General features: G+C 41.0%; 12 protein-coding genes. 1 reads left to right on the top strand and 11 read right to left on the bottom strand.

Annotated features, from left to right (window positions below; genetic code table 11):
- Positions 1 to 2 precede the first annotated feature (2 nt).
- The 10 genes from EOD41_RS03565 to EOD41_RS03520 all read right to left on the bottom strand — a co-directional run bounded on the left by EOD41_RS03565 (position 3) and on the right by EOD41_RS03520 (position 21,486).
- Entirely contained in the window at positions 3 to 3,398 is a 3,396-nt protein-coding gene (locus EOD41_RS03565; RefSeq protein WP_127703392.1) for a TonB-dependent receptor, read from the bottom strand.
- Positions 3,399 to 3,609: 211 nt separating this feature from the next.
- The gene (locus EOD41_RS03560; protein ID WP_164849874.1) at positions 3,610 to 4,581 is read right to left on the bottom strand and encodes a FecR family protein; all 972 of its coding nucleotides are present in this window, start codon (positions 4,579 to 4,581) and stop codon (positions 3,610 to 3,612) included.
- A gap of 65 nt (positions 4,582 to 4,646) precedes the next feature.
- Positions 4,647 to 5,240, bottom strand: a complete 594-nt coding sequence (locus EOD41_RS03555) for an RNA polymerase sigma-70 factor (RefSeq protein ID WP_127703390.1) — start codon at positions 5,238 to 5,240, stop codon at positions 4,647 to 4,649.
- 119 nt (positions 5,241 to 5,359) lie between these two features.
- The gene (locus EOD41_RS03550) at positions 5,360 to 5,743 is read right to left on the bottom strand and encodes a glycoside hydrolase family 95-like protein (protein WP_127703389.1); all 384 of its coding nucleotides are present in this window, start codon (positions 5,741 to 5,743) and stop codon (positions 5,360 to 5,362) included.
- Between the two features lie 197 nt (positions 5,744 to 5,940).
- Positions 5,941 to 7,308, bottom strand: a complete 1,368-nt coding sequence (locus EOD41_RS03545; RefSeq protein WP_127703388.1) for a hypothetical protein — start codon at positions 7,306 to 7,308, stop codon at positions 5,941 to 5,943.
- 19 nt (positions 7,309 to 7,327) lie between these two features.
- Positions 7,328 to 8,911, bottom strand: a complete 1,584-nt coding sequence (locus EOD41_RS03540; RefSeq protein ID WP_127703387.1) for a RagB/SusD family nutrient uptake outer membrane protein — start codon at positions 8,909 to 8,911, stop codon at positions 7,328 to 7,330.
- A 7-nt stretch (positions 8,912 to 8,918) separates the two neighbouring features.
- Positions 8,919 to 12,017, bottom strand: coding sequence for a SusC/RagA family TonB-linked outer membrane protein (locus EOD41_RS03535; RefSeq protein ID WP_127703386.1), 3,099 nt, complete (start codon positions 12,015 to 12,017; stop codon positions 8,919 to 8,921).
- A 16-nt stretch (positions 12,018 to 12,033) separates the two neighbouring features.
- Complete coding sequence (locus EOD41_RS03530; protein WP_127703385.1) at positions 12,034 to 14,862, bottom strand: glycoside hydrolase family 31 protein; 2,829 nt, start codon at positions 14,860 to 14,862, stop codon at positions 12,034 to 12,036.
- A 139-nt stretch (positions 14,863 to 15,001) separates the two neighbouring features.
- The gene (locus tag EOD41_RS03525) at positions 15,002 to 19,075 is read right to left on the bottom strand and encodes a hybrid sensor histidine kinase/response regulator transcription factor (protein ID WP_127703384.1); all 4,074 of its coding nucleotides are present in this window, start codon (positions 19,073 to 19,075) and stop codon (positions 15,002 to 15,004) included.
- Between the two features lie 113 nt (positions 19,076 to 19,188).
- On the bottom strand, positions 19,189 to 21,486 hold the full coding sequence (locus EOD41_RS03520) for a Kelch repeat-containing protein (protein ID WP_164849873.1): 2,298 nt from the start codon (positions 21,484 to 21,486) through the stop codon (positions 19,189 to 19,191).
- A gap of 593 nt (positions 21,487 to 22,079) precedes the next feature.
- On the opposite strand from EOD41_RS03520, the gene EOD41_RS03515 reads away from it, so the two are divergent.
- Positions 22,080 to 23,096 carry an LLM class flavin-dependent oxidoreductase gene (locus EOD41_RS03515; protein ID WP_127703382.1) on the top strand — a complete coding sequence of 339 codons (1,017 nt, stop codon included), beginning with the start codon at positions 22,080 to 22,082 and terminating at the stop codon, positions 23,094 to 23,096.
- A 51-nt stretch (positions 23,097 to 23,147) separates the two neighbouring features.
- Here EOD41_RS03515 and EOD41_RS03510 read toward each other — a convergent pair whose 3' ends face one another.
- Positions 23,148 to 23,846 (bottom strand): glycosyltransferase, encoded by a 699-nt coding sequence (locus EOD41_RS03510; protein ID WP_127703381.1) that lies wholly within the window; start codon positions 23,844 to 23,846, stop codon positions 23,148 to 23,150.
- Between the last annotated feature and the right edge of the window lie 2 nt (positions 23,847 to 23,848).

Below are 23,848 nucleotides of genomic sequence, written 5' to 3'. Positions count from 1 at the left end.
AATTAAAGTGAGATATCAAGTCCGAAACCATAATAAACAGGCACAGGATAGTTACGGCCGCTGTTGGCACCACCCGCACCAAGGTTATTATTGAATTCAGATGCTTCCGGATCAAGAAAATCAATACTTGAAATTGTAAACAGGTTTTGTCCTGATACATACGCCCTTACTTTTTGCATACCTATTTTTTTGGCAATGCTAGTTGGTAAGGTATAACCTATCTGTATGTTTTTAACACGCATGTATGCCCCGTTGTATAAATACATATCTGATCCGCGTCTGAAATTGTTGGTGTTTGACTGGCTTCCATTTGCTGCCAAACGCGGGTAACGCGCATCAGGGTTTTGCGGTGTCCAGTAATCAAGCTGATGCTGATATACTACCTGCCCATAGTTAAAGTGAAAAGGCTCAACCAATTCGCCGCGCACAAACATGCTGCGTTGACCTACACCTTGCAAAAACAAGGTAAAGTCAAATTGTTTGTAGCCCAAATTATAGGTTAAACCGTAATTATAACGTGGGAATGGATTTCCTAATACAAACTTGTCATTCTCATCTATTACACCGTCTTTATTTACATCAATGTAGCGATTATCACCCGGCACTACATTAAGGCCAGTTGGTTTGGGGCCGTTGTTCACTTCATCAAGGTTTTGGAAATAACCATCGCGTTTATAGCCAACATATGAGTTTAGCGGCAAACCTACTTTACGTATAACCTGCATTTCATCATAGCTAAATATTTCCTGGTCACCTTCAAGTTTTAAAACCTTGTTTTTTGAATCGCCAACATTGAAGTTAATTGTATGTCTGAAGTTTTTAGATGTAATTCTGTAGTTTACATTAAGCTCCCAACCTTGATTACGCACTTCGCCGGCATTATAAAGTGGAACACCTGCACCATATGCACCCGGTACTTGCGGAACTAACAATATGTCCCTGGTAGTTTTGTTAAAATAATCGGCGCTAACGGTCAATGAATTTTTCAAAAAGCCAGCATCAACACCTATGTTAAGTGTTGCCCCTCTTTCCCATCTAAGGTCCGGGTTTGCAAAAGCGATATTTATGCCGCTTACTACTGAATTATTAAAGCCATAAACGTTGGCTGCATTTTGAAATCGTGTTTGATAATTATAATCATCAACGTTTTGGTTACCCAAAATACCATAAGATCCCCGGATTTTTAAATCACCGTATTTACTACGATAATCTTCCATAAAATCCTCGTTACTTATGCGGTAACCTGCAGATATTGACGGGAAAAACGCATTACGGTTTTGCTTGTTAAACTTTGAAGATGCATCAATACGGAAATTGAATTCACCATAATACTTATTGTCATAATCATAAGTAACCCTGCCAAAAGCTGAATTTAAGCTTCTTTCAGTGGTATTATCACTGTTTAGCGTACCGCGTGAGGTATTAGGATCTATAATTGTTCCGGTGGTTGGTGTTCCAAGTTCAGGGTCAGTAAGCCTGTAACGTATTTCATTACCTCTGGTTGTTAATGATTCATTAGCTACGCCAAGCAAAGCGCCAACATTGTGCTTTTTATTAAATGTCTTGTTATACTCGGCAATTAACTGCGTATTGATAAACAAGCTTTTATAATTGATATCATTTGTATTACGATCAGCACCGTAGGTACCCTTAGGTAAAAAGTTCACCTGTTTTACACGTTCTAATGTATGGTTGCTTACTAAGGTTCCACCTAAAACGCCTCTTAACTTAAAATCGCTTGTAATGTTTAATTCGGCGCTGATGTTAGCATTTATACCATCGTCATCAGCCTGACGGTAACCGCCTTGCTCTAATATTCCAAGCGGATTGAATTCGGCCAACACATCATTTGTAAGGTAGTTGCCGTTAGCATCTTTTATATCATAGTACGTAGGCGTACGTGCAGCGTCAACTATCAAGGTTGATGTGTTAAAAGAATGCTCTTTACGATCGGTACGGTTATAAGCCAGTATACTTGTAACCTTTAATTTTCCAATTTCATTGGTAAGATTTATACGGAAATTGTACCGGCGTGCGCCAAAGTCTGGTCCAACAAGATTATTTCTCTGATCAACCAATCCTGCTGACACCAAATATGTTGTTTTTTCAGAACCACCTGTTACGCTTAGATTATGGTTTTGCTGCCATGCATTTTTCAATATAGCATCCAAAAACCACTCGTGATCACCTTCGGCCTGCATATCACGAATTTGCTGAGGGCTATAAATAGGCTGCAAGCCTGCATTTACGTTAGCCTCATTTCGCAATAAAGCGTTTTCATATGAGTGTACCGGCTGGTAAGTAACTTCAGGTTTTTGTATACCAACAAGCCCATTATAATTGATAGTAGCTTTGGTATTCTTCTTACCTTTTTTGGTAGTGATAAGTAAAACACCATTTGCCGAGCGAGAACCGTATATGGCCGCCGCACCTGCATCTTTCAATACTGTTGAGGTTTCAATATCCGAAGGATTTAAGTTGTTTATCGCATTAAAATCTTCGTAAATAATACCATCTATAACCAGCAAAGGCGTATTATTACCTATAGTGCTAACACCACGAATATTAACGTTTGGCGCCTGGCCCGGCTCAAGGCTGCGCTGCTGTATAATAAGGCTTGGCATTGTACCCTGAAGTGCTTGTAACGCATTTACAGCTGGTCTTCCTTCATAAATGGTAGATCCAACCTGATCAATAGCACCAACTACACTTGATCTTTTTTGCGTACCGTAACCAACTACTACCACCTCGTTTAGTGTAGTGCGCTCAGCAACCAGTTGTACATTTAATGAACTTTGTCCGTTTACGGCTACCTCTTTAGTGGTAAAACCTATAAATGAGAATACCAGCACGGCATCAGCAGGCGCATCAATGGTATATACACCATTAGCATCGGTTGATACTGCAATAGTAGTACCTTTAACTTTAACAGTTACACCAGGCAGCGGCAGGTTCAAATCGTCTGTTACCGTACCGGTGATTTTCACCTGTTTTTGATCTACAGGATTACCGGTTATAGTAGTTGCACCGCCTTCACTAATTACTATTACATCGCCTATTATTTTGTAAGTAAGGTTAAACGGCGATAACATTTCGCCAAGCAAATCCTTTATGCTTTTATCAGTAGCCGTTAGCGTTACCCTGTACGTTTGCTTTAATACGTTATCAGTATAAGCAAAGCGTACCTGCTTATCGGCAGCAATTTTGTCAAGCGCGTCGGTAAGCCTGGTGTTATTCAGCTTAATTGAAACCGGCGCCTCTAAAAACTTTTGTCCGTAAGTAGTACCGGCAATGGCAGTGAAGCACATCAGGCAAACTACAAAACAAGCAAGCGAGGTATATTTCATTAATTTTAATGCATAACGAACCACTCCGTTATAAAACAGAGATTTATTCATATTTTTATAAAAAATTAAAATGTAGGAAACTAAAGTGATTTGTTAGAATTGCACCTCGACACAAATTCACTTGTTAATTAACACAGCATTTTGGTTACCCTGTTCAAACCCGTTTGAGCAGGGTTTTTTATTTAAGGGATTTTTTTTCTCAGGCTCATTTGGTAATGATTAATTGGTTTAATGGGTAAATATTTGGTTACATACTTAAAATTTAGCATCCTTTTCCTTTCAAATGATAATTGGTACCGGTAGCTTCAGCTTTACCTTTCACCAACTTAGCTATAACTGCTACGATATCTTTTAAAGGAACATTAGTAAAATCGGCCGATACATAGCATGATGAAAGATTGTTATCAGCAGTTATGTTACAGTTGAATTTGCGGCTTAATGATTTTATCACTTCGGGAAGTGGTGAATTTTTGAACACCAGCTTTCCTTTACTCCAACTGCTTATTGAGGCAATATCAACACCAGTGCTCTTGGTAATGCTGTGTGTACCTTTATTAAAGGCCACACCTTGTGAAGGTGTAAGATACACCGTACCAAAGTCAACATTACTGTTTTCTGTTGGCACTACCCCTACTTTACCGCTGGCCACATCTATTTTAACAAGCTTTTCATTTGCATAAGCTCTTATGTTAAAGCTTGTACCGAGTACGTGAGTTGTTATATCGCCGGTGTGCACTATAAATGGCATATCAGCATTATGCACCACATCGAAAAAACCTTCACCTGTTAACGTTATTTCCCGGTGATCGCCTCTGAAAGTTTCAGGATAGGCTAGCTTACTGCCACTGTTAAGCCAGATATTTGTACCATCACTTAGTTTGATGTGTGTTACATTTCCGTTAGCAGCAGATACTTCAAGATAATTTACAGGTGAAACGTAGTTTAAAATATCAAGACGATAAATCCACGAGAAGAGAATAAGTATACCTATTACTGACGCAGCGGCGAGCCATTTACCATAACCACGTTTAGCAGGCATGGTATTATCGGCGTCAATAACAGCTGTTATACCTTCATATATCCTTTCACGGTTAAACTCGGCATCATAAGCGCCCGGTTCAACAGCGTTCAGATCGAGGTTTTGGAAATATCGCTCAACAAGCTTTTCCTGCAAACGGGTATCGTCAACAACCTTAATACTATTGCCAGTCTTTTTTAAGTAAGGTCTTCTCATTGGTTTGTATGTGTAGGATGCAAAAAAGAAGGGCATCCCCCAAACCGAATGAAAATAAATTTTATTTAGTTGAGATGCTGATTGAGCAACACGAAAAGTGTTGCTGCCGGCAGGTAATCTGTCAAGCCGGTACGAATGTGACGGAGTGCTATAGTTATTTGATTTTCAACTGTTTTTACAGACAAATTCAACCGTGCGGCAATTTCCTTATTTGACAGATATTCTTTACGACTCAAAATGAAAATTTGCCGGCATTTTTCGGGAAGTGCAGCAATATTAGCTTCAAGAAGTTTTAATATGTCATTCTGCATTAATTTGCTGTCGGCCGTATATTGCTCTATTAACTTATCAACGGTGTCAATATCCAAAGTGGCTTTTTGCGTACGCAGATAAACGATAACCCGGTTTTTGATGGCAACTTTTAGGTAGGCCGATAAATTATCGATCTTTAACTGATAGCGTTTAAACCACAAGTCGATAAACAACTCCTGTACCAGGTCTTCGCAAACAGTTTTGTCACGAAAAAGATTGTAAGCAACATGAAAAACTTTGGAGGAGTACCTGTTATAAAGCAATTCAAACGCGGTACGATCGTCAAACCTGATCAGTTCTAATAACTTTTCATCCGGCCATATTTGATATTGCGCAGCAGATTGCATGTATAACTAAGTTGCTTTTTGGTAGCTAAATTGGTAAGCATAGTTACAAAGTTTTTAATTAATAAAAAAATTACACTTTAATTTTACTTTACGTTATGATAACAATGCCCGCCTTTTATTTATAACATTAGCGTTATAGACACTTTTTCGGCCTTGTTCAGCTGCAATAAGTATTTGTTTTTTTTAATTTTTCCCGGTGATAACTTATCACCATTTAATTTAATCCTTCTAACCGCTTCCGGGAATTCAAGGGAAATCTTTTTATTTGCTGAAGACGTCAAAATAAAATTTATCTCTTTTTTATTCCATGCCAACTCATCAACTAATATATTCCCTTTAAGTAGCGCGCCATGCAGACTACCCGTTTTCCAATCTGCAGGTAACGCAGGCAGTAATTTTATAGTATCCTCATCAGCATATATCAACATTTCAACAATAACAGCGGGTAAGCCGCCGCTTATGTCGGTATTAAACAGCTCACCTACATTGTGAAACGACCCCATACCAGCCGACCAATATTTCGATGCCAGTCAGTCAACCGTTTTTTAGCTTTTTGGGCTTAGTGTTACTGCAATGCAGAAGTTTATAATCAGGCCCTTAAGTACATGTTTAGTCATGATAGAAATTTAAAAAAAGCCGACCCATATTCTTGGGCCGGCTTGCAATCCAATTATTATAACAATATGTTCACTTAGATGCTTTATTGTTTGATATAGTGGAACGCGAACCACTCATCTTTTGCAGCGTCATACGACGTTGCAAACCAGATACCCTTGGTGTCCGACTCTTCCGGGAATGCTTTAATTACCTTTAAAGTATTTGAAGCAGGGCTCATCCAGTTACCCGTATTTTGAATAAGCAGATTGCCGTTAAGCATAACTTCGTTGGTTGCCTCATTTATGGTAAAAGTACCGGTTGTTACCGTACCCTCCTGGTTGCGGAAGTATTTCATACCATTCTTTTCAAACCTGATCCACGAGTTTCCGGCCACGGCATCCCACGAAGCGTTCCAACCCCAGTCGCGTGAGTCGTTGCTGCTTTTAGTCCAGCCGTTACCTTTTCCAATCCAGTCAATAGCATTACCCGCCCCGTCAATCGCCCAGGTTTGGTAACCGCTGGCTCCGGTGATCATGGTTAATAAACCTCCCGGCTCAAATTTAGGGTCGAAACCTGCATCAGGCAGTTTCGGGCCGGTTTCCGGTGGTACATAGTTATCGGCATACTCCTTTGATATAAAGTTCCACACGTACAGATAATCGCCTTCGCTGTTGGTACGCCTTACCCCTACTTGTAGCTGATTTTCGGTAAGCGATAGTATCACCAGGTTATTATTCCAGTTGGTGGCATTAGCAATAAAGCTTTGTGAACGCAGTATGGTTGCTCCTGAAGTGGTAAGCGTTTTACCATCCGCGTCAAGAAAATAGGTTCCTGATTCATCAACCCCTTCGGTAACCTTATGTGTTTTCATGAACGGGCCGCCCTTCAGGCTGAAAGTCATGGTGCTGGCCTTATCGGCCTCAGGTATTATCCACTGGTTATCTTTCCATGCAGGAGCCCAACCCAGTTTGGCTGTACCATCCTGCATTTGCTGCCAGTTGGTAAGCGGCTCATAATATGATAATGGCCCATCAAATATACCATGATCGCCATAATCCAAAATCCATGTTTTTTCCTGTCCTACACCGCCTGTAAGAAAGTTCCATAGCGGATCGTTCACATAGTTTAAGTTATCAGCTGTAACTTTTACTGTTACGGGATCCATTTCAACAACGCCACCTCCGGTTTCGGCAGCAAATTTAATTACATAATCACCTGCAAACGCAAAATGAATTGTATCGCGGTCGCGGTTTGATTTGCCGGTACCGTAATCCCAAATAGCTATGGATTCGGGTGTTTTATTTACAAGGATTACGGTATTACCTCCCGGGTCGGTTTCAAGATCCTGTATTACGTCAAATTTAATTTGCGATTTATCAGGCCTTTCACTTAAACTGTAATTATCCTTTTTACATCCTGCAATGGTTAATGCGCAAGCAAAAAACCATATTAAATATTTAAATGCTTTCATATTATGATCATTTAATGTTTTACCATCCCGCATTTTGCAGCAGCGTACCGTTAGATAGTGTGATCTGTGAATAAGGTATTTGCTGCAGACCTTTGGTTTGAACTATGTTTGAAGCTTTTATCACCTTATTGGTATTAACACCCGCATTTTGTACCACTATTTCCTGGGCTATGTTATTAGCAGCATAGTCAACTCCCTGACGCAGCAGATCCCAATAACGATGTCCCTCAAACGCAAATTCAAGCTGGCGCTCTTTCATAATATTTTCTTTTGTAACCGGTAACGCTGTAAAGTTGGCCTTGTAAGCACGTTTGCGTACATCGTCAAAATAGGTTTGCGCGTTAGTGCTACCCAGTTCGGCTGCCATTAAAAGAACATCAGCGTAGCGTATAGATACATAATCCTGATACTGGCCTATCATAAAGTTTACACCACCATGGTTCACAGCTTCACTATTGCCGTCTTTGTCAGATAGCGGCGTGTACTTTTTAACATAGTAGCCGGTATATTCACGCTGTTTCGACTGGTTGGTAAACGGCAGCGCTTCTTTGGCAATTGAAATAATTGAGGCTGACTTACGGGTATCGTTATCACTAAACGCATTCCACAGCTTAGGGTTAACCGTACCACCGCCCCAGCCATTGCCATATGGGTAGATAGACTGTTCACGCATACCAAACATTACCATCCAGTGATTGCCATCAGTATTTCCGTCGTAATCGCTGGTGAAAGTATATTTGATAGCGAAAATCGTTTCCTTGTTGTCTTCTCCAACATATTTTGTAAGCGAAACAGGCCACAGATTAGCAAAATCCTCTACAAGCCCGAAACCACCGGTGGATATAATACTTTCTAAACCGGCAAGCGCCTGCGCTTTATCTATCACACCTGCCAGGTCGGGCTTGTTATAATAACCGGTATAATACAAATAAGCCCTTGCTAACAGCGCCTGTGCAGCCCATTTGGTTACCCTTCCATACGTAGCAGCATTTTGCGCGGTATATGGCGTAGCCGCAAGGTTATCAGCAGCAAACATTAAATCTTCAGCTATCAGTTTATAAACATCCTCCGGATTTGACTGAGGCACATACTCGTCTGTCGGTACCGACAGCAATGGGATATTGCCCCATAAACGCACCATATCAAAGTAAAGGTAGGCTCGGATAAAGCGCACTTCCGATTCGTAGGTAGCACGCAAATTACTGCTTCCCCACTCAATTTGATCAAGTTTACTGATCAGCGTATTACAACGGTGTATGCCCCTGTAATAGGCAATCCAGTTATCACCAAACATATTCTGATCGGCAGGCGAACGCGTTTTGTCAAACTCGTCAACCATCTGGTAACCAAAACCATCAGATGCACCTGTACCACCAAAGGTATTGTCAGACAAAACTTCAGATGCGACAGGAAAGCTCATACCATTTGCCCAAATTTGCTGCAGCCCGTCATAACAACCTACCAATGCTTTAAAAGCATCATCAGGGGTTTTATAAAAATTCTGGTCGGTAACCTGGGTTATGGGTTCTACATCTAAAAACTTTGAGCAACCGCTAAGTATAACTACACTTAAAACGGTCATATATATTTTCAATGTTTTCATAAATATTTTAGAATTTAAGATTAGCGCCTATCATAAATGTGCGCGGACGGGGGTAATATCCCAGGTCGACACCGGAGGCAAATTGTTCGCTGTAACCAATTTCAGGATCCATGCCATTGTACTTGGTAAAAGTGTATACGTTAAGTACCGAAGCATAAAATCTTATCTTACTCAGGTAATTCTTCTTTAACACCCTGCCAAAATCATAACCTAAGGTTATTGTGTTAATGCGCAGGTAATCGCCTTTATGGATGTAGATATCTGAAAACTGTGTCCAGTTGCGGTTATCTTCAGTTACACGCGGCATTGTTGTAGATGACCCTTCGCCATGCCAACGGTCAAGTATAGCTGCAGAGTAGTTGGCTTTTGAATTACCATGGTTGCGCCACGATTGAACGATATCGTTTCCTGCCACGCCCGATGCCTGCAGGGTAAAATCAAAACCTTTATAATCAGCAGAAAAGTTAAACCCAAAAGTATAATCAGGATTTGGGTTACCTATTATGGTACGGTCGGCATCGTTGAGCAGGCCATCGCCGTTTAAATCCACGTAACGTAAATCACCGGGTTGTGCATTTGGCTGTATCAATACACCATTACTTCGGTGAGCGTCAACCTCTGCCTCATTTTGAAATATTCCGTCAGTTTTTAGTCCCCAGAAATATCCTATAGGGAAGCCATTTTGGGCACGGTAAAACTCAAGCGAATTATCATATAGCAGATTATTGGCACCATGTATTATACCATCGGCTGTTGGTATTTGCCCAACTTTATTTTTGTTGTATGCGCCATTTACGCCAACAGTATAATTAAAGCCTCCGTTTGTACTGCCGCGGTATGAAAGCGCCAGTTCAACACCGGTATTGCGTACATTACCACCATTTATATAAGGCGCATCAGCCCCTGCAGTACCTGGTATGGGTGCATTAATAAGCCAGTCTTTTGTATCTTTAATATAGTAGTCGAAGTTTACAGCCAGTTTGTTATTAATGAAATTTGCATCAAAGCCGATATCGGTTTGTTGTGATGTTTCCCATTTAACTCCGGGATTTCCAAGCCTGCTTGGAAAAGCGCCGGGTGTAAGTACGCCTTCCTGGTTACCGAAAATATAATTTGTAAAAGCAAAGCTTATAGGCGCCAGATATTGAAAGCCCGGAATGGCCTGGTTACCTACCCTGCCCCAGCTTGCGCGAACTTTTAAGAAATTAAGCCATTCCTGACCATCTTTTAAAAACTCTTCGTTTGTAGCCACCCAGCCTGCTGATACCGATGGAAAATTACCCCAGCGGTGCCCGGCGGCAAACCTCGACGAACCATCGGCCCTGAAGGTAGCATTAAGCAGGTAAGTTTCTTTATAGTTATATTGCAGCCTGCCAAAAAATGATAAGCGTTTATCATCAAAATCTGGTGCCCCACCAAGTGTAATGTTGGCGCCATCGGTATTGGTAGCGTTGCTTAACCAGGCATGCTCAAGGTCGCCAAAAATAAGATCGCGGTTTGTACCGTATAAACCTGATCCGGCGTACTGGAATGCCGACGAACCTGCCAAAACTTCAAAGTTATGCGCGTCGATATTAAAATTATAGCTAAGCAGGTTATCCCACATAATAGTTCGCCCCTTGCTCATATTCTGGCTCGCACGGGTATAATCATTAAACGCATAGATTGATAATTTATAAATAGGCTGAAATGAACGTCCTTCAGTTGCATTATAGTCCATACCAATACTTGTGCGGAAACGTAATCCCTTTATTGGCTCAACAGAAAGGTAGACATCACCAATAAGCCGTTGATTGTTATTACGGTTTTGGTTGCTGTAATACATCACCGCGTATGGGTTTGATTCACCGTTATACCAGGTTGAATTGCTGTTGTCAAAAAAGTTTCCGTTCTCATCATACATCGGCACAAACGGGCTAGTGTTAAAAGCAGCACGCAGTGAGTTGTTATACTGGTTGCCTACGCCTATGCCATTGTTTTTTATGTATGAAAAATTCAGATGCTGACCAATTTTTATAATATCGTTGTACAACTTATGTTCAGTATTAATACGAAAATTGTACCGCTCATAATTTGAAAGGCTCGATCCGCCTACAATACCTTCCTGCCCGGTATATCCCAATGAAGTTGAATAAATGGAGCTATTTGAACCGCCATTAACACTCAATACATAGTTTTGTGTGCGTGCATTGTTTACAAACATTTCGCCGAGCCAATCGGTACCTTCTCCCATCGCGTCAACTTCGGCATTGGTAAAATATGGCGCTTTACCCGAGTTGATGGCGGCTTCGTTCATAATAGTTGCATACTCTTGGGAGTTAAGCAGATCAGCTTTTCGTGCAAGTTTTTGTACACCTGCAAAACCATCAAATGATATTTGCGCTTTCTGGTTGGCCTTTCCATTTCGTGTGGTAACCAGTACTACACCATTTGCCGACTGTGAACCATATATCGCGGCAGAGGCGGCATCTTTCAGCACGTCGATAGATTCTATGTCTGATGGGTTAAGATAGGTGATATCAGATGTCAACACACCATCAACTACATATAATGGCGAAGCATTAGCAATGGTACCCAAACCACGAATAACAACGCGCATGGCGCCGCCCGGCTGACCCGTTGAAGAAGTGATTTGCACACCCGGCGCCTGCCCCTGCAAGGCCTGCAAGGCGTTGGTTGTGTTTTGCCTTTGCAGGTCTTCACCCTTTACCTGCAGGTTTGCCCCGGTAACCAGCTTTTTCTTTTGTACGCCGTAGCCTATTACTACTACCTCGTCAAGATTTTTAATGTTCTCAACAAGTGACACCGAAATAGTACCCGAAGCCCCTACAGTTACTTCTTGTGATTGAAAACCTACATAAGTAAATTGCAGCACATCACCTGTTGCAGCAGTAATAGTGAAGTTGCCCTGAGGATTGGTAGATGTGCCGGTTGTAGTGCCTTTCACTTTCACCACCACTCCGGGTAAGGGTAGTTTGTCGGCTTCGCTTATAACGCTTCCCGTGATTTGCCGGGTTTGCGCGTTTACATTCTGCGCTATCACGAGGCACGCTATCAAAGCCATAAACCAGGCCCTGAATTTTTGTTTAGTAATAATTTGATTCATAGTATAATTGGTTTAGTTAGTATTTGCGTTTTATGGTGAGCAGTTTGCCGGTATAGGTAACCGTTTGTCCCTGCTGTTTATCGATGTCTGTAGATGCGCCCGAGCTTTCCGTGACCCATACAATCTTGAACTTTCGTTGTGAAGAGATGCCCGGGTAGCTGCCTTTACGAGCGCCTATAGTTAATTCACCGGAAGCATTGTTATACTTAAGTGGAATTGTAGAAAATTGCCCCTTCTCATAGTTGTAATTCAGGCCTTCATCTTCGTACAAGCTAAATGAACCGTTTGCGCCGGTGTACACAAAAACTGTGATTATCCCGTCTGTTTTTTCAGCAGTATATTGTATTTCTGGGCCGAACGGAATAATGGCGCCTTGTTTTACAAATATTGGCATACGTTCGTATGGCGCATCTGCTGTGATAGTATTGCCACCTTTAAATAACTTGCCTGTATACAAATCATACCAGTTGGCTCCTTTAGGCAGATATACTTTACGTGAAACTGCACGGTAATCGGTTACAGGATTGATAAGCAACGACGGCCCGAACATGTACTGGTCGGCAATATTATTTACAGCGGTATCTGCACCAAAATCCATTACAAGCCCTCTCATTAGGGTATAGTTGCTATGATATGTTTCTCCGGCAAGAGAATAGATGTAGGGCATCAGCCTGTAACGTAACTTGTTATAATACAACATGCTTTTATACGCTTTATGGCCTTCGGGCGCTATGTTGTATATCTCACGAAATGGATACTGCCCATGCTGCCTGAATAGCGGCACAAATGCGCCATATTGATACCAGCGGGTGTTTAGCTCACGCCATTCATCAAGATTTTCTGCTGATGGTTTCTCGTACCTCCGTTCAACCGAAAATCCGCCTATATCCATTGTCCAGTAAGGCATGCCTGATAATGAAAAGTTCAAACCGGCGGGTATTTGTGCTTTCAGGTCTTCCCAGCGTGAGGCAATATCACCACTCCAGGTAGCAGCGGCGTAACGTTGCATACCGCCGTAGGCTGAGCGTGTAAGGGTAAATACCCGTGCCGAAGGGTTCGTTCCGCGTTGGCCTTCATATATACCATGAGCATTTTCAAGCGCGAAGGCGTTAAAGTATTTTGTTGATGAACCCAGGTAGGTTGGTGTAAACGTTGTTTTACGGGTTTCAACATCAAGGTTTGAGTGCAGATCGGGTTCCGACGCATCCATCCACCACGCATCAATACCTTTGCTGTATAAATGTTTATTCATCATGCTCCATACCTCGGCACGTGCCTGCGGGTTGTAAGCATCATAAAATGTCGATTCGTATCCCTTGCCTATCCAGTCGCGACGGGCGTCGGCTATATTGCGTTTGTACAATAAGCCTTTGCTGTTCAAATAATCATAATTGGCGGTGCCTTTATAAAACTTAGGCCATACCGATATCATAAAATGAGCATGGTAGTCGTTGTGCAGGCTTTTTATCATACCGGTTGCATCCGGAAAGCGCGTTTCGTCAAACTCCTGACTACCCCACTGGTCTTGTTTCCAATATGACCAGTCGAGTACGATGTTATCAATTGGAATCTTTCTTTTTCTGAACTCTTTTATGGTAGATAGTATTTCATCCTGCGTTTTGTAGCGTTCACGGCTTTGCCAGAAACCGTAAGCCCATTTAGGCAATAGTGTAGCCTTACCGGTTAGCGTGCGGTATCCGCTTATCACTTCATCGGCGTTTGCGCCAGCTATAAAATAATAGTCTATCAAGTCACCAGCTTCAGATGAAAAAGCCATTTCATTTTGCTCTTTTGCCGACAAGGGCGGCAGCCAGTTAAGTGCCAGGTATGCTTCGCCGCCATCGGGTATCCACTCGATGCGAACAGGTTGAGTTTTGTCTTTCTGAAAATTTACTTCAAATATCTGCGAGCCGGGGTTCCATGCCTGGCGCCATTTGTTGGCCACCAGTTTACCGTCCACCCATATTTTTATATAACCCGAATACTTTAAATGGAATTTGTGGACGCCTGCATATCCCGACGCCAGGCTACCCTCGTATATTACCCGGCTATCACCCAGTTTTACTCCTGCCGGAAATTTATCCTGGTCTTTAAGAAAAGCGTAATCAAGCACCGATTCGGGCCGTTGTACAAATACTTTTGTTGAATCGTTAAGTGAAACATAGCTTGCGGTAAGCCAGCCTTCATCGCCGGTCTTAGAAATTAGCTTTAAACCTGACAAAGGTTGATAAGCACGTACATCGCCAACCTTGGTAATGGAATAATTATCCCATAAAATGCCATAGTTTTTGTTGGATACCATAAAAGGAATGGCCACGTCTGTATTATACTGCGACAGGTTTACCTGATAGCCCTTGTAGTTCATCAGCCCTTCCTGGTGCTGTCCTAAACCATAAAAGGCCTCGGTTGGCGATGAAGTAAAGTATTGCTGTAATTGCCACGATGTTTCCCCACCGTTTGATACGGGAGTAAAATCACTTTTTGTTGCAGCGCTAAGCAGTTTTCCTGCAGCATCTGTAAAGATTATGCTACCATCAGCAAGCGAGACAACTGCTTCTACAGCTGATGTTTTTACTGAAACATGTCCTTGCTTTTTAGTTACACTGTAATCGGCTTTCGTATTACTATCCATAACCATCAGGCTTTTTTGTGCATTTAATATATCATGCGAACGTTGCACATGTATAACACTTTTACCCATAGCAGTTACCTGAAGAGTATTACCCGAAGAAAGCTTAACCCTTATACCACCGGGTATAGAGGTATATCCGCTTTGTGCAAACACGGGCGCACATAAAAAAACGGCAGCAATAAGCATTAAAAATGCAAGTAGTTTTTTAGGCATAGAAATTAGTTACGGTTAACTTTGGTTATAATTGGAGCGATCTCCGGGAGGTGAAATTAGGCGGTATTTTGAGCCGAAGTGAGTGCTATTTGTTAAAAAATAGGAGTAAAAATGTTAACCGTGTGAGGAGTAAAAATCTTCAATTTCCGCGTTTAATGTACGCTGAAGGCAATTTTCCAAATTGTGCCTTAAAAACTTTTGTAAAATATTTTGGATCGCTGTAACCAACTTCGTATGCAATTTCAGAGATCGTCATCCGGCTTTTTTCCAATAATTGCACAGCCCGTTGAAGCCGCATGTACTTAATATATTCAACAGGAGTTTTGCCGGTAAGCTGAAGCATTTTTTTGTAAAAGCCTACCCTGCTCATATGGGTACGTTTGCTAAGGTCTTCAACAGATAGCTCAGGGTCGGCAATATGCTCTTCTATTAACCCTACAACACGCTTGAGCAGCTTTTCATCGTACGATTCTATTTCAGGAGCGCTGTGCTTTATTTCAATCTGTTTTTTGTATGTCTTTTTGAATGATTCATGCTGGCGTATCAGGTTCCATATTTTTGATACCAGTATCTCAAAATTAAAAGGCTTGGTTACATAATCGCTGGCACCGGTTTCAAGCCCTTTAAGTTGTTGATCCTCACCCGTAAGTGCAGTCAATAATATAACCGGAATATGCTGTGTACGACTATCATTACGAATACGACGGCATAATTCATTGCCGTCCATTTCGGGCATACTGATGTCTGACAGAATAAGCTCTGGGTGTATCGAAAGTGCTTTTTGCCAGCCTTCCCTTCCGTTGGCGGCTTCAGCAACATTGAAACACTTCAAAAGGTTATCTTTTATGTAGAAGCGAAAATCTTCATTGTCTTCAACAACCAGCACGGTATATTTTTTAGTAACAGATGGCAGCTCAATATTTTGCGGCACTTCAACCTCTGCTTCTTCAATTATTTCGCTGTCAGCATAAACGGTTTCGCCCGCAGGTTTAAGGGGCAGCTGAACGGTAAACACCGATCCTTTTCCGGGGCTACTTGTAAGGGTTATGGTTCCGCTATGCAGCTTAACAAACTCACGCACAATAGATAAACCAATACCGCTTCCCTGATTCATGATAGAGCCGGGAACATCATCCTGAAAGAAACGATCGAAAACTTTATCGTGCTTTTCGGGCGCAATGCCTATTCCGCTGTCTTTTACCACTATAGAAAGTTGATGCATCGCGTTATCATAAGCAACTTTTACATATACACTGCCATTTTCGGGTGTAAACTTAAACGCGTTCGACAGCAAATTGAATAAAATCCTTTCCAGCTTTTCGTGATCAAAAAATGTATGCAATGAAGCCACATCTGAATGAAAAGAAAAGCTGATGTTTTTTTTGTCGGCAACATCGGTAAAGGAATTACAAACATCCTTTACAAACGCGGCTATATCTCCCCTTTTTGTTTGCAGTTTAAGCTCTTTAACTTCCAGCTTCCTGAAATCCATTAACTGGTTTACAAGGTTTAACAACCTGCGGGCGTTACGGTGTATCAGCTTGTACTGCCGTGTTTCATCATGTTTTGCCGGAGTGGTTAGTAGTTTTTCAACCGGTGTAAGTATCAATGATAAAGGCGTTCTGAATTCATGACTGATATTGGTAAAGAACTTGATCTTCATCATATCCAGTTCATGCATCCGCCGGGCTTCCTGCCGCTCCTGCTCAATAGCAAACTCTTGCTTAAGTTTCTGTATCCCTTTCCGCCTGATAAAATATAAACTTCCACCGGCAATAAGTACATAGCTAATATATGCCCAAGGTGTGCGCCACCATGGGGGTAAAATTTTTACAGTTAATGCAATGCCTGTAGTATTCCAAATGCCGCTTTCGTTGCTTGCCCTTACCATCAAAGTGTAAGTTCCTTCGTTAAGGTTTGTAAAAGTTGCTTTACGTGTCGCTGCATCGGCAAAAAGCCATTCCTTATTGAACCCATCCATTTTATAAGCATACCTGCATTTATAGGGATTAACAAAGTTCAAGGCCGAAAACTCTATTGAAAATACGTTTTGGTTGTAAGGAAGTACTATTTCGTGCGAACTGGTGATTGATTGTGATAATACTATTCCCGATCCTATTTTTTCATTCACCTGTATGCTTTTATTGAACAGTTGCAAATCGGTAAAAACAATTTCAGGTATACGCTGATCTGTTATTATATGCGAGGGGTTGAAGAAATTAAATCCTCCTGCGCCGCCAAAAATCAAATAACCGGAACGTGTTGTAAACGCGGCATTCTCGTTGAACTCACGCCCCTGTAACCCATCCGAATCATCATAGTTCCGGAAACTGAATGAGTAACCCTTCCTGCTGTCAGCCTTTACAGATATCGCAGAAAGCCCGTTAGGCGTACTCACCCATACACGGCCAATTTTGTCTTCAATAACAGTAAGTACTGTGTTATCGGGCAAGCCTTGTTCTTTGCGTAATGTGTATAGTTTACGGCGCTGCTCATTAAAAACATCCAGTCCTTCACGTGTGGCTATCCACATCAGTTTACGGCTATCATATAAAACAGCGTTAACGTTATCATTGCTTAATGTAGATGCGTTGTTTTCGGCATGCTTGAAATTAATGAACCTGCCGGTGTTCTTTTCGAGTATATCAATACCATCTGACGTGCCTAACCACAAATTACCATTTCTGTCTTCAGTAATTGAAGATATATAGGTAGAATGTATATCATACTTACCGCCACGTTTATGATGGATGAACTTATTAGCTTGCCTGTTAAAAAGGTCTAAACCACCCGATAAGGTACCTACCCATAAGCGACCGGCCGAATCTTCATATATCTCCCATACCCGATCATCAGCTATACTATTCGCATCAGCCGGATTATGCCTGAAATTTGTAAACGTTTTCCCATCAAACCTATCAAGTCCGCCATAATAGGTGCCTATCCATAATATACCCTTTTTGTCTATCCACAAACTAACTACAACATCGTTACTTATACTGTTATTTGATGCATTATGCAGGTATTGCTTATAAGAATTGTGTTTCGGATCAAACTTTATTAAACCGCCGCCATTAGTGCCAATCCATATATTACCATAAGCATCCTCAACAAAGCGGTTCACATCATCATAAGGTAAGCTAACAGTGCTATACGGGTTATGCTTGTACAATGGAAAAAGCAGCGCGTTCTCTTTATAATAGCTTATTCCTTTTTTAAATGTACCAAGCCACACCCCGCCCGCGCCGTCGGCATAGATACTTGACACGCTGTTTTGTGCTACGCTTTTATCATCATTGGCATTATTAAGCAGATAGGTAACCGTCTCTTGTTTCTTATCAATAACGTTAGCCCCTCCATGGTCAGTGGCCAACCATATATGGCCTTTATCGTCCTGGCTTATAGCACTAATAATGTTGTTATTTAAACGCATCGAAGCGCTATTAGTATTAATTGCCCAAACCTTATTTAATTTAGGCGAATACCAGTAAACACCATTAAAAACCCCGGTATTAAAAAGCCACAACTCATCATCGCTATCGCAATACAACCGGCAACCTATACCTGTATTGTTGACTGACTTGCGTGCGAGCAACCTTTGCTGTTCATAGTTGATATGCTCAAGTGCGCCATTATTATGCAATACCCATAAGGTGTTTTTTGATGAAACCGCTATGCCCGATACCGGACTTTTACTAAGTTTATAAAGAAATGGGTTAATAAAGACGGCCCTGCTTTTACTCTTGCCCAAATGATATACTCCCGAAGAAAACAGGAAATAAAAGCTTCCTTCCTTAGCTTTAACAATGTTTTTCAGGGTATCGTTGGGCATACCCCTATTCTTTAAGTAAGCGGCAGTGTTGCGTTCGAAGGTTTCGGTTAATGGATTATACATCTGCCATCCTACCCGCGTTTGAACCCATAATTTATCTTCAGGGCCATCAAGCAGATTTATAACACAATCATCATTTAATGATTTCGGGTCACTTAATTCATGCTTAAAAATCTTGAACTTATACCCGTCAAAACGGTTAAGGCCTGATAACGTACCAAACCACATAAATCCATGCTTATCTTTTAATATAGCGTTAACCTGGTTGTGCGATAAGCCTTTCGAAATGTTGTATTGCGTAAACCTGTATTTATCGTGCTGCGAAAAAGCAGTGGAATAAACAAGCAGCATAAACACTATACTGACATGAAATTTGTACATAACCGTTGGTTTGCAATTGGATAGGCAAAATAACAAACAATGGTTAAAAACAGCGGATTAATAGAGATTTTTGATTAATTATTAGTTTATTAATTATGTATTGACACAAGGCATTATTCAATAATAAATTTTATAATATCGGTTTGTCCGTCATTTAAATGTATTAGCAATGAATACAAGCCGGGCTTTAAGGAAAGGGAGGCTATATTAACCTCTATTTTGTTTAGCATTTTGCTGAGTGAAGATGCCGGCACATAATATGCTCTACCGTTTATATCTACAATATTTATATTTGATATATCCTGATAACTTTGAGGAAAGAGGACCTGAAAAGTTTTGCTTACAGGATTAGGGTACAGAACTGGTTTATCACTAACAGGTTGATTTATGCTAACGCTTTTATAAGTGTTAACAGAAGCGGTAGCCAACGTTTTTAATGTAACCGGGGCTTTTGCAATAACTATATATCCGCAAAGTGAGCCATTAGCCGGATTTGCCCTGTTGCCGCCAATAGTTACTTTACCAGCAGAAAAATCTTTACTGTAAAGCGTTAATGAGCTTAGTTTAGGATCATCAATTCCTATTTTATCTGTCAGCTTTTTCCAGTTCGATAACCATGCAGGTAAAGTGGTGGCCCGGGGGTCATATGCAACATATACTGTTGCACTTTGGTTCAATGTAAATGTAAGCAAGTTTGTGGTTGTATTAAGCTTATCATCATTGGGCGTTTTTATAAATTCCGCGCCCACCAAGTCCGATGGTAAAGCTGTAATCTTATAGCCACGGTCGGTATAGTATATAACCGCCGTATTAAGTTGAGCAACTTCATAGTTTTTTCCGCTGACAGCACTAACATCAGATATTAAAGTAGACGGCTGAGCATCCTGTATAAAAGTTGCTGTTATAGATCTGTTAGTATTCATTACCCTGCTAATAGGGTTAACTGTTGCAATTGTATCACCGGTCCATCCTTTAAATTTCCAACCTGTTGCCGGTGTCGCCGTAAGCTTTACAATACCATTAGCATCATATGAAGTGCGGTCGGGTAACTTTGTTACTGTTCCGTTACCGGTAGTAGCCACGTTTAGGGTATATTGCTGTGAGTTAGTAACATTTAAGTTGACACAAAAATTTGCATTTGAACCTGTTGAACTATTTTTCGCCGTGACATTTCCTGTGTATTTGCCAGGCGACAATCCAACTGTATTAATCAAAACCTCAATATTTTGCCCGTTAAGCGTCACCTCACCACTTTGTTTTTTAATTATGGTGAGCCAGTTTACATCAGCAGTTGCGGTGTACGGGGTTGTATCTTCTATGCAAAATAAGAGATTACTGATTACAGATGTATTTCCGGTTTGAACATCAACCGGCACACAGGCCTTAGCAAAACCAAAAGTTCTTGTCTTTGTCCGGGTAACGCTGGCGACATATGTTTCTTTACGTTCGTTTGCATATTTATTCAATGCACCGTTAGTTATGATAAACGATGATCCGGCAAGCTTGGCCGATAATCCTAAAAAACTGCCGGGAAGTTTATAAGCAGTTAAGTTGGTCCACGCGCCTAACCCGTTGTTTGCCTGGGGCGTAAACTGATAGGTGGTATTTTGGGTTAAATCATTATAGCTTTGGCCGGCCACTAAAAATATTTTCCCATCTACAGCAAAAGTGGCCGCCTCGGCATGCGACCGCGGCTTAGGTAAATCAGTGAGTCTTGTCCATTTATCAGTAGCGCTATCATACACATGGCAATACACTTGGTCGGCAGCGCCGCAGTCATGTTTAAACTGGCCGCCAAAAGCATATATTTTTCCACCAAGCACAACATAGCTTAAATGATTCCTGGGTATTGGCATAGGCGAGAGTTTATTTTCCCAGGTTACATTTTTGGTATCCGCAAGGTACTTGTCTACATCAATGGTTAAATGTAAGATAGCCTGGTCTTCACAAAGTGTTGGCCCGAAACCACCGAAAACATGTATGGTACGACCAAGCAGCGCATATCCGGCTGCCCCAATTGGAAATACTTTACCTGTAGCGGGATTTATCAGTTCGGGCCCGTTTGACCACGTATTGCTGGTTATGTTATAAATTATTACCTGGCTGCTTGCCGGCCCATGCGCATCAACTGACCGGCCTCCTATTAGCCATACGTTATCATCTACAAGCACTACCCCCTGATGTGTAATTTCTTTTCCCGCCGGAAATGAAGCTATAGTACTCCATTTATTGGTGGCTATATCATAAACTTCGTTTGTTTTTTCAATTATGGGATTATCGCCAAAACCACCAAATACATAAAGTTTATTTTTATATAATATATTATTTGATTCGGCCCGTTTACTTATTTCATCAGCTTTTTTTGTCCACTGCCCATAGGTTGTGCCGGTTATCGAAATAAATAAAAACAAAGCTAAATAGCTTTTATGAGATGTATTTAAAATTTGTAATGGTATAAAGCATTTGTACTTCATATCAAATAGAATAAACGGTAAAAGGTTGAATATTAATAAAATAAATCACCGTGAAACTACATACTATCTGCATAATGAAGAAATGCTGAAAATGCTATGTGCGATTTTTACACATCCTGAACAGTGGCTAATTAATTATATAAATACTGTTTTTATGCAGGAGTCCGCACTGAATAAATAGCAACCCATACAATCAACCTACCACTGTTATTTCATCTAAAAATGATGCATGCTAAGTATTATTAATAAGAGAATAATAAAAAGGAACAGCTGATTTTTTCAACCGGAAATGTGTTAAATCTTATTAGGTAAAGCGACATTGATTGTGTAGAGAAATGATATAAAAAGTGTTACCAATGTGTGATGCTCTCAGCAATATAAATCAATGGAGAGCATACGTTATTTTACTTTCTTATATTATACTCCCGCTTTGGCGGCCTGTTAAATGCAAAGAAGTTTACGGCCTTTATAACTATAGTAAAATGACTTTATTATAGTTGATGTTACAACATATTTTATAAAATTGCAGCATGGAAATAGGAATAGACAGCTTCGCTTCGGCTATGTATGGCGCTCATTCGCTTAACAGCGTACAAGCTATGGAACAGTTACTTGAACGCATTGTACATGCCGACAAATGTGGCCTTGACGTGTTTGGTATTGGTGAACATCACAAAAAAGAATTTCTGGATTCGGCTACTGCAGTAATTCTTTCTGCTGCAGCTGCACAAACAAGCCGTATCCGGTTAACAAGCGCTGTTACAGTGCTTAGTACTTCTGATCCTGTTCGGGTGTTTCAGCAGTTTGCCACGCTGGATTTAATTTCCAAAGGACGGGCTGAAATTGTAGTTGGCCGAGGCTCCTCCGTTGAAGCTTATCCCCTGTTTGGTTTTAACCTTGATGATTATGACGCACTTTTTAAAGAGAAGCTGGAATTGTTACTTAATATCCGAAACAATGAGTTTGTGAACTGGAGAGGAAGATTTAGGCCGGCTATTCCTAATTTACCTGTGTATCCAAGACCGGTGCAAGAGAAAATGCCTGTTTGGCTTGGTGTTGGAGGCACCCCAGAATCATTCGTCAGGGCAGGAACGCTTGGTTTACCTTTAATGGTAGCCATAATTGGTGGTAATACTCATCGGTTTAAACCGCTTATCGATCTTTATCGTGAAGCCGGAGCACGTGCCGGTTTTACCACTGACCAACTAAAAGTAGGCCTGCATTCCCCCGGTTATGTAGCCGATACGAGTGACAAGGCTATAAGTGAGTATTACCCCGGTTATGCTGAGTTATGGACAAAGCTTGGCCGGGAGCGCGGATGGCCGCCGGTTACACGTTCGCAATTTGACCAACTGATAAGCCTGAAAGGCGTTTTAGTTGTTGGCGGGCCTGAGCAAGTGGCCGAAAAACTTTTGCATCATAGCGAAGCACTTGGTGGTATTGACCGCTTTACTTTCCAGATGGATAACGCCGGTTTAACACATAATCAATTAATGCATTCAATTTCATTAATTGGCGAAAAAGTTATTCCGTTATTGAAGCAATAAGCGCTTAATTAAAAATAACGGCTTAAAACTCATTGTTATGCTTTGCGGTAGTTAACGCATTTTGAGCCTTTTCATTAGCCCGAAATACTTCCAGTATATAAATGATAATACTTTATAAGGTGTACCGTAATTTTCTTTTATAATGGAAAACACTTCATGAAAGTTTTTTTTGTCACTTGTGGCCCCATCAAGGCCATGAAAAGCCACTATAGGACCATCATGTATTTCAAACCTAAGTTTATTTTTATAATATATTTGGCACAGTGCAAAGTCGCAATAGTATCGGTATTTAAGGTCATGCGCTAAATTAGGCGTCCGCTTAAAATAAGCTCCCTGGTGCGGTATAGTGTTTCTTATTTTTAACCAATTATTTATTTCAGGATAGTGCACTTCATCTCCTGTAAGTTTTACAGGGAAACACACAACATCAGCATCTGAGTGGGCCAGTTGCTTATAAGGTATAGTGAATAGCTCATCTCCTGCTAAAATAAAAACTATGTATTTACCGGTTGCAAGTTTAACTCCTTTATTCAGCGCGTCAGGTATTCCTTTGTCAGGCTCACTTATAAACTTAGTTATTTTATCAGAATATTTTTGGATAATCTCTTTAGTACCGTCAGTAGAATTACCGTCAATTACAAGATATTCATAATCACCAAAAGGCTGATCAATAATGCTTTTTATTGTGGTTTCAATGGCCGCAGCCGCATTATAGGTAACTGTAATTATGCTGACCGCCGGAGTTTTCATTA

It is taken from the genome of Mucilaginibacter limnophilus, assembly GCF_004005815.1.
Lineage (GTDB): Bacteria > Bacteroidota > Bacteroidia > Sphingobacteriales > Sphingobacteriaceae > Mucilaginibacter > Mucilaginibacter limnophilus.
The sequence above is the reverse complement of the archived record's forward strand: the minus strand, read 5'-3'. Positions and strand labels throughout refer to the sequence as shown.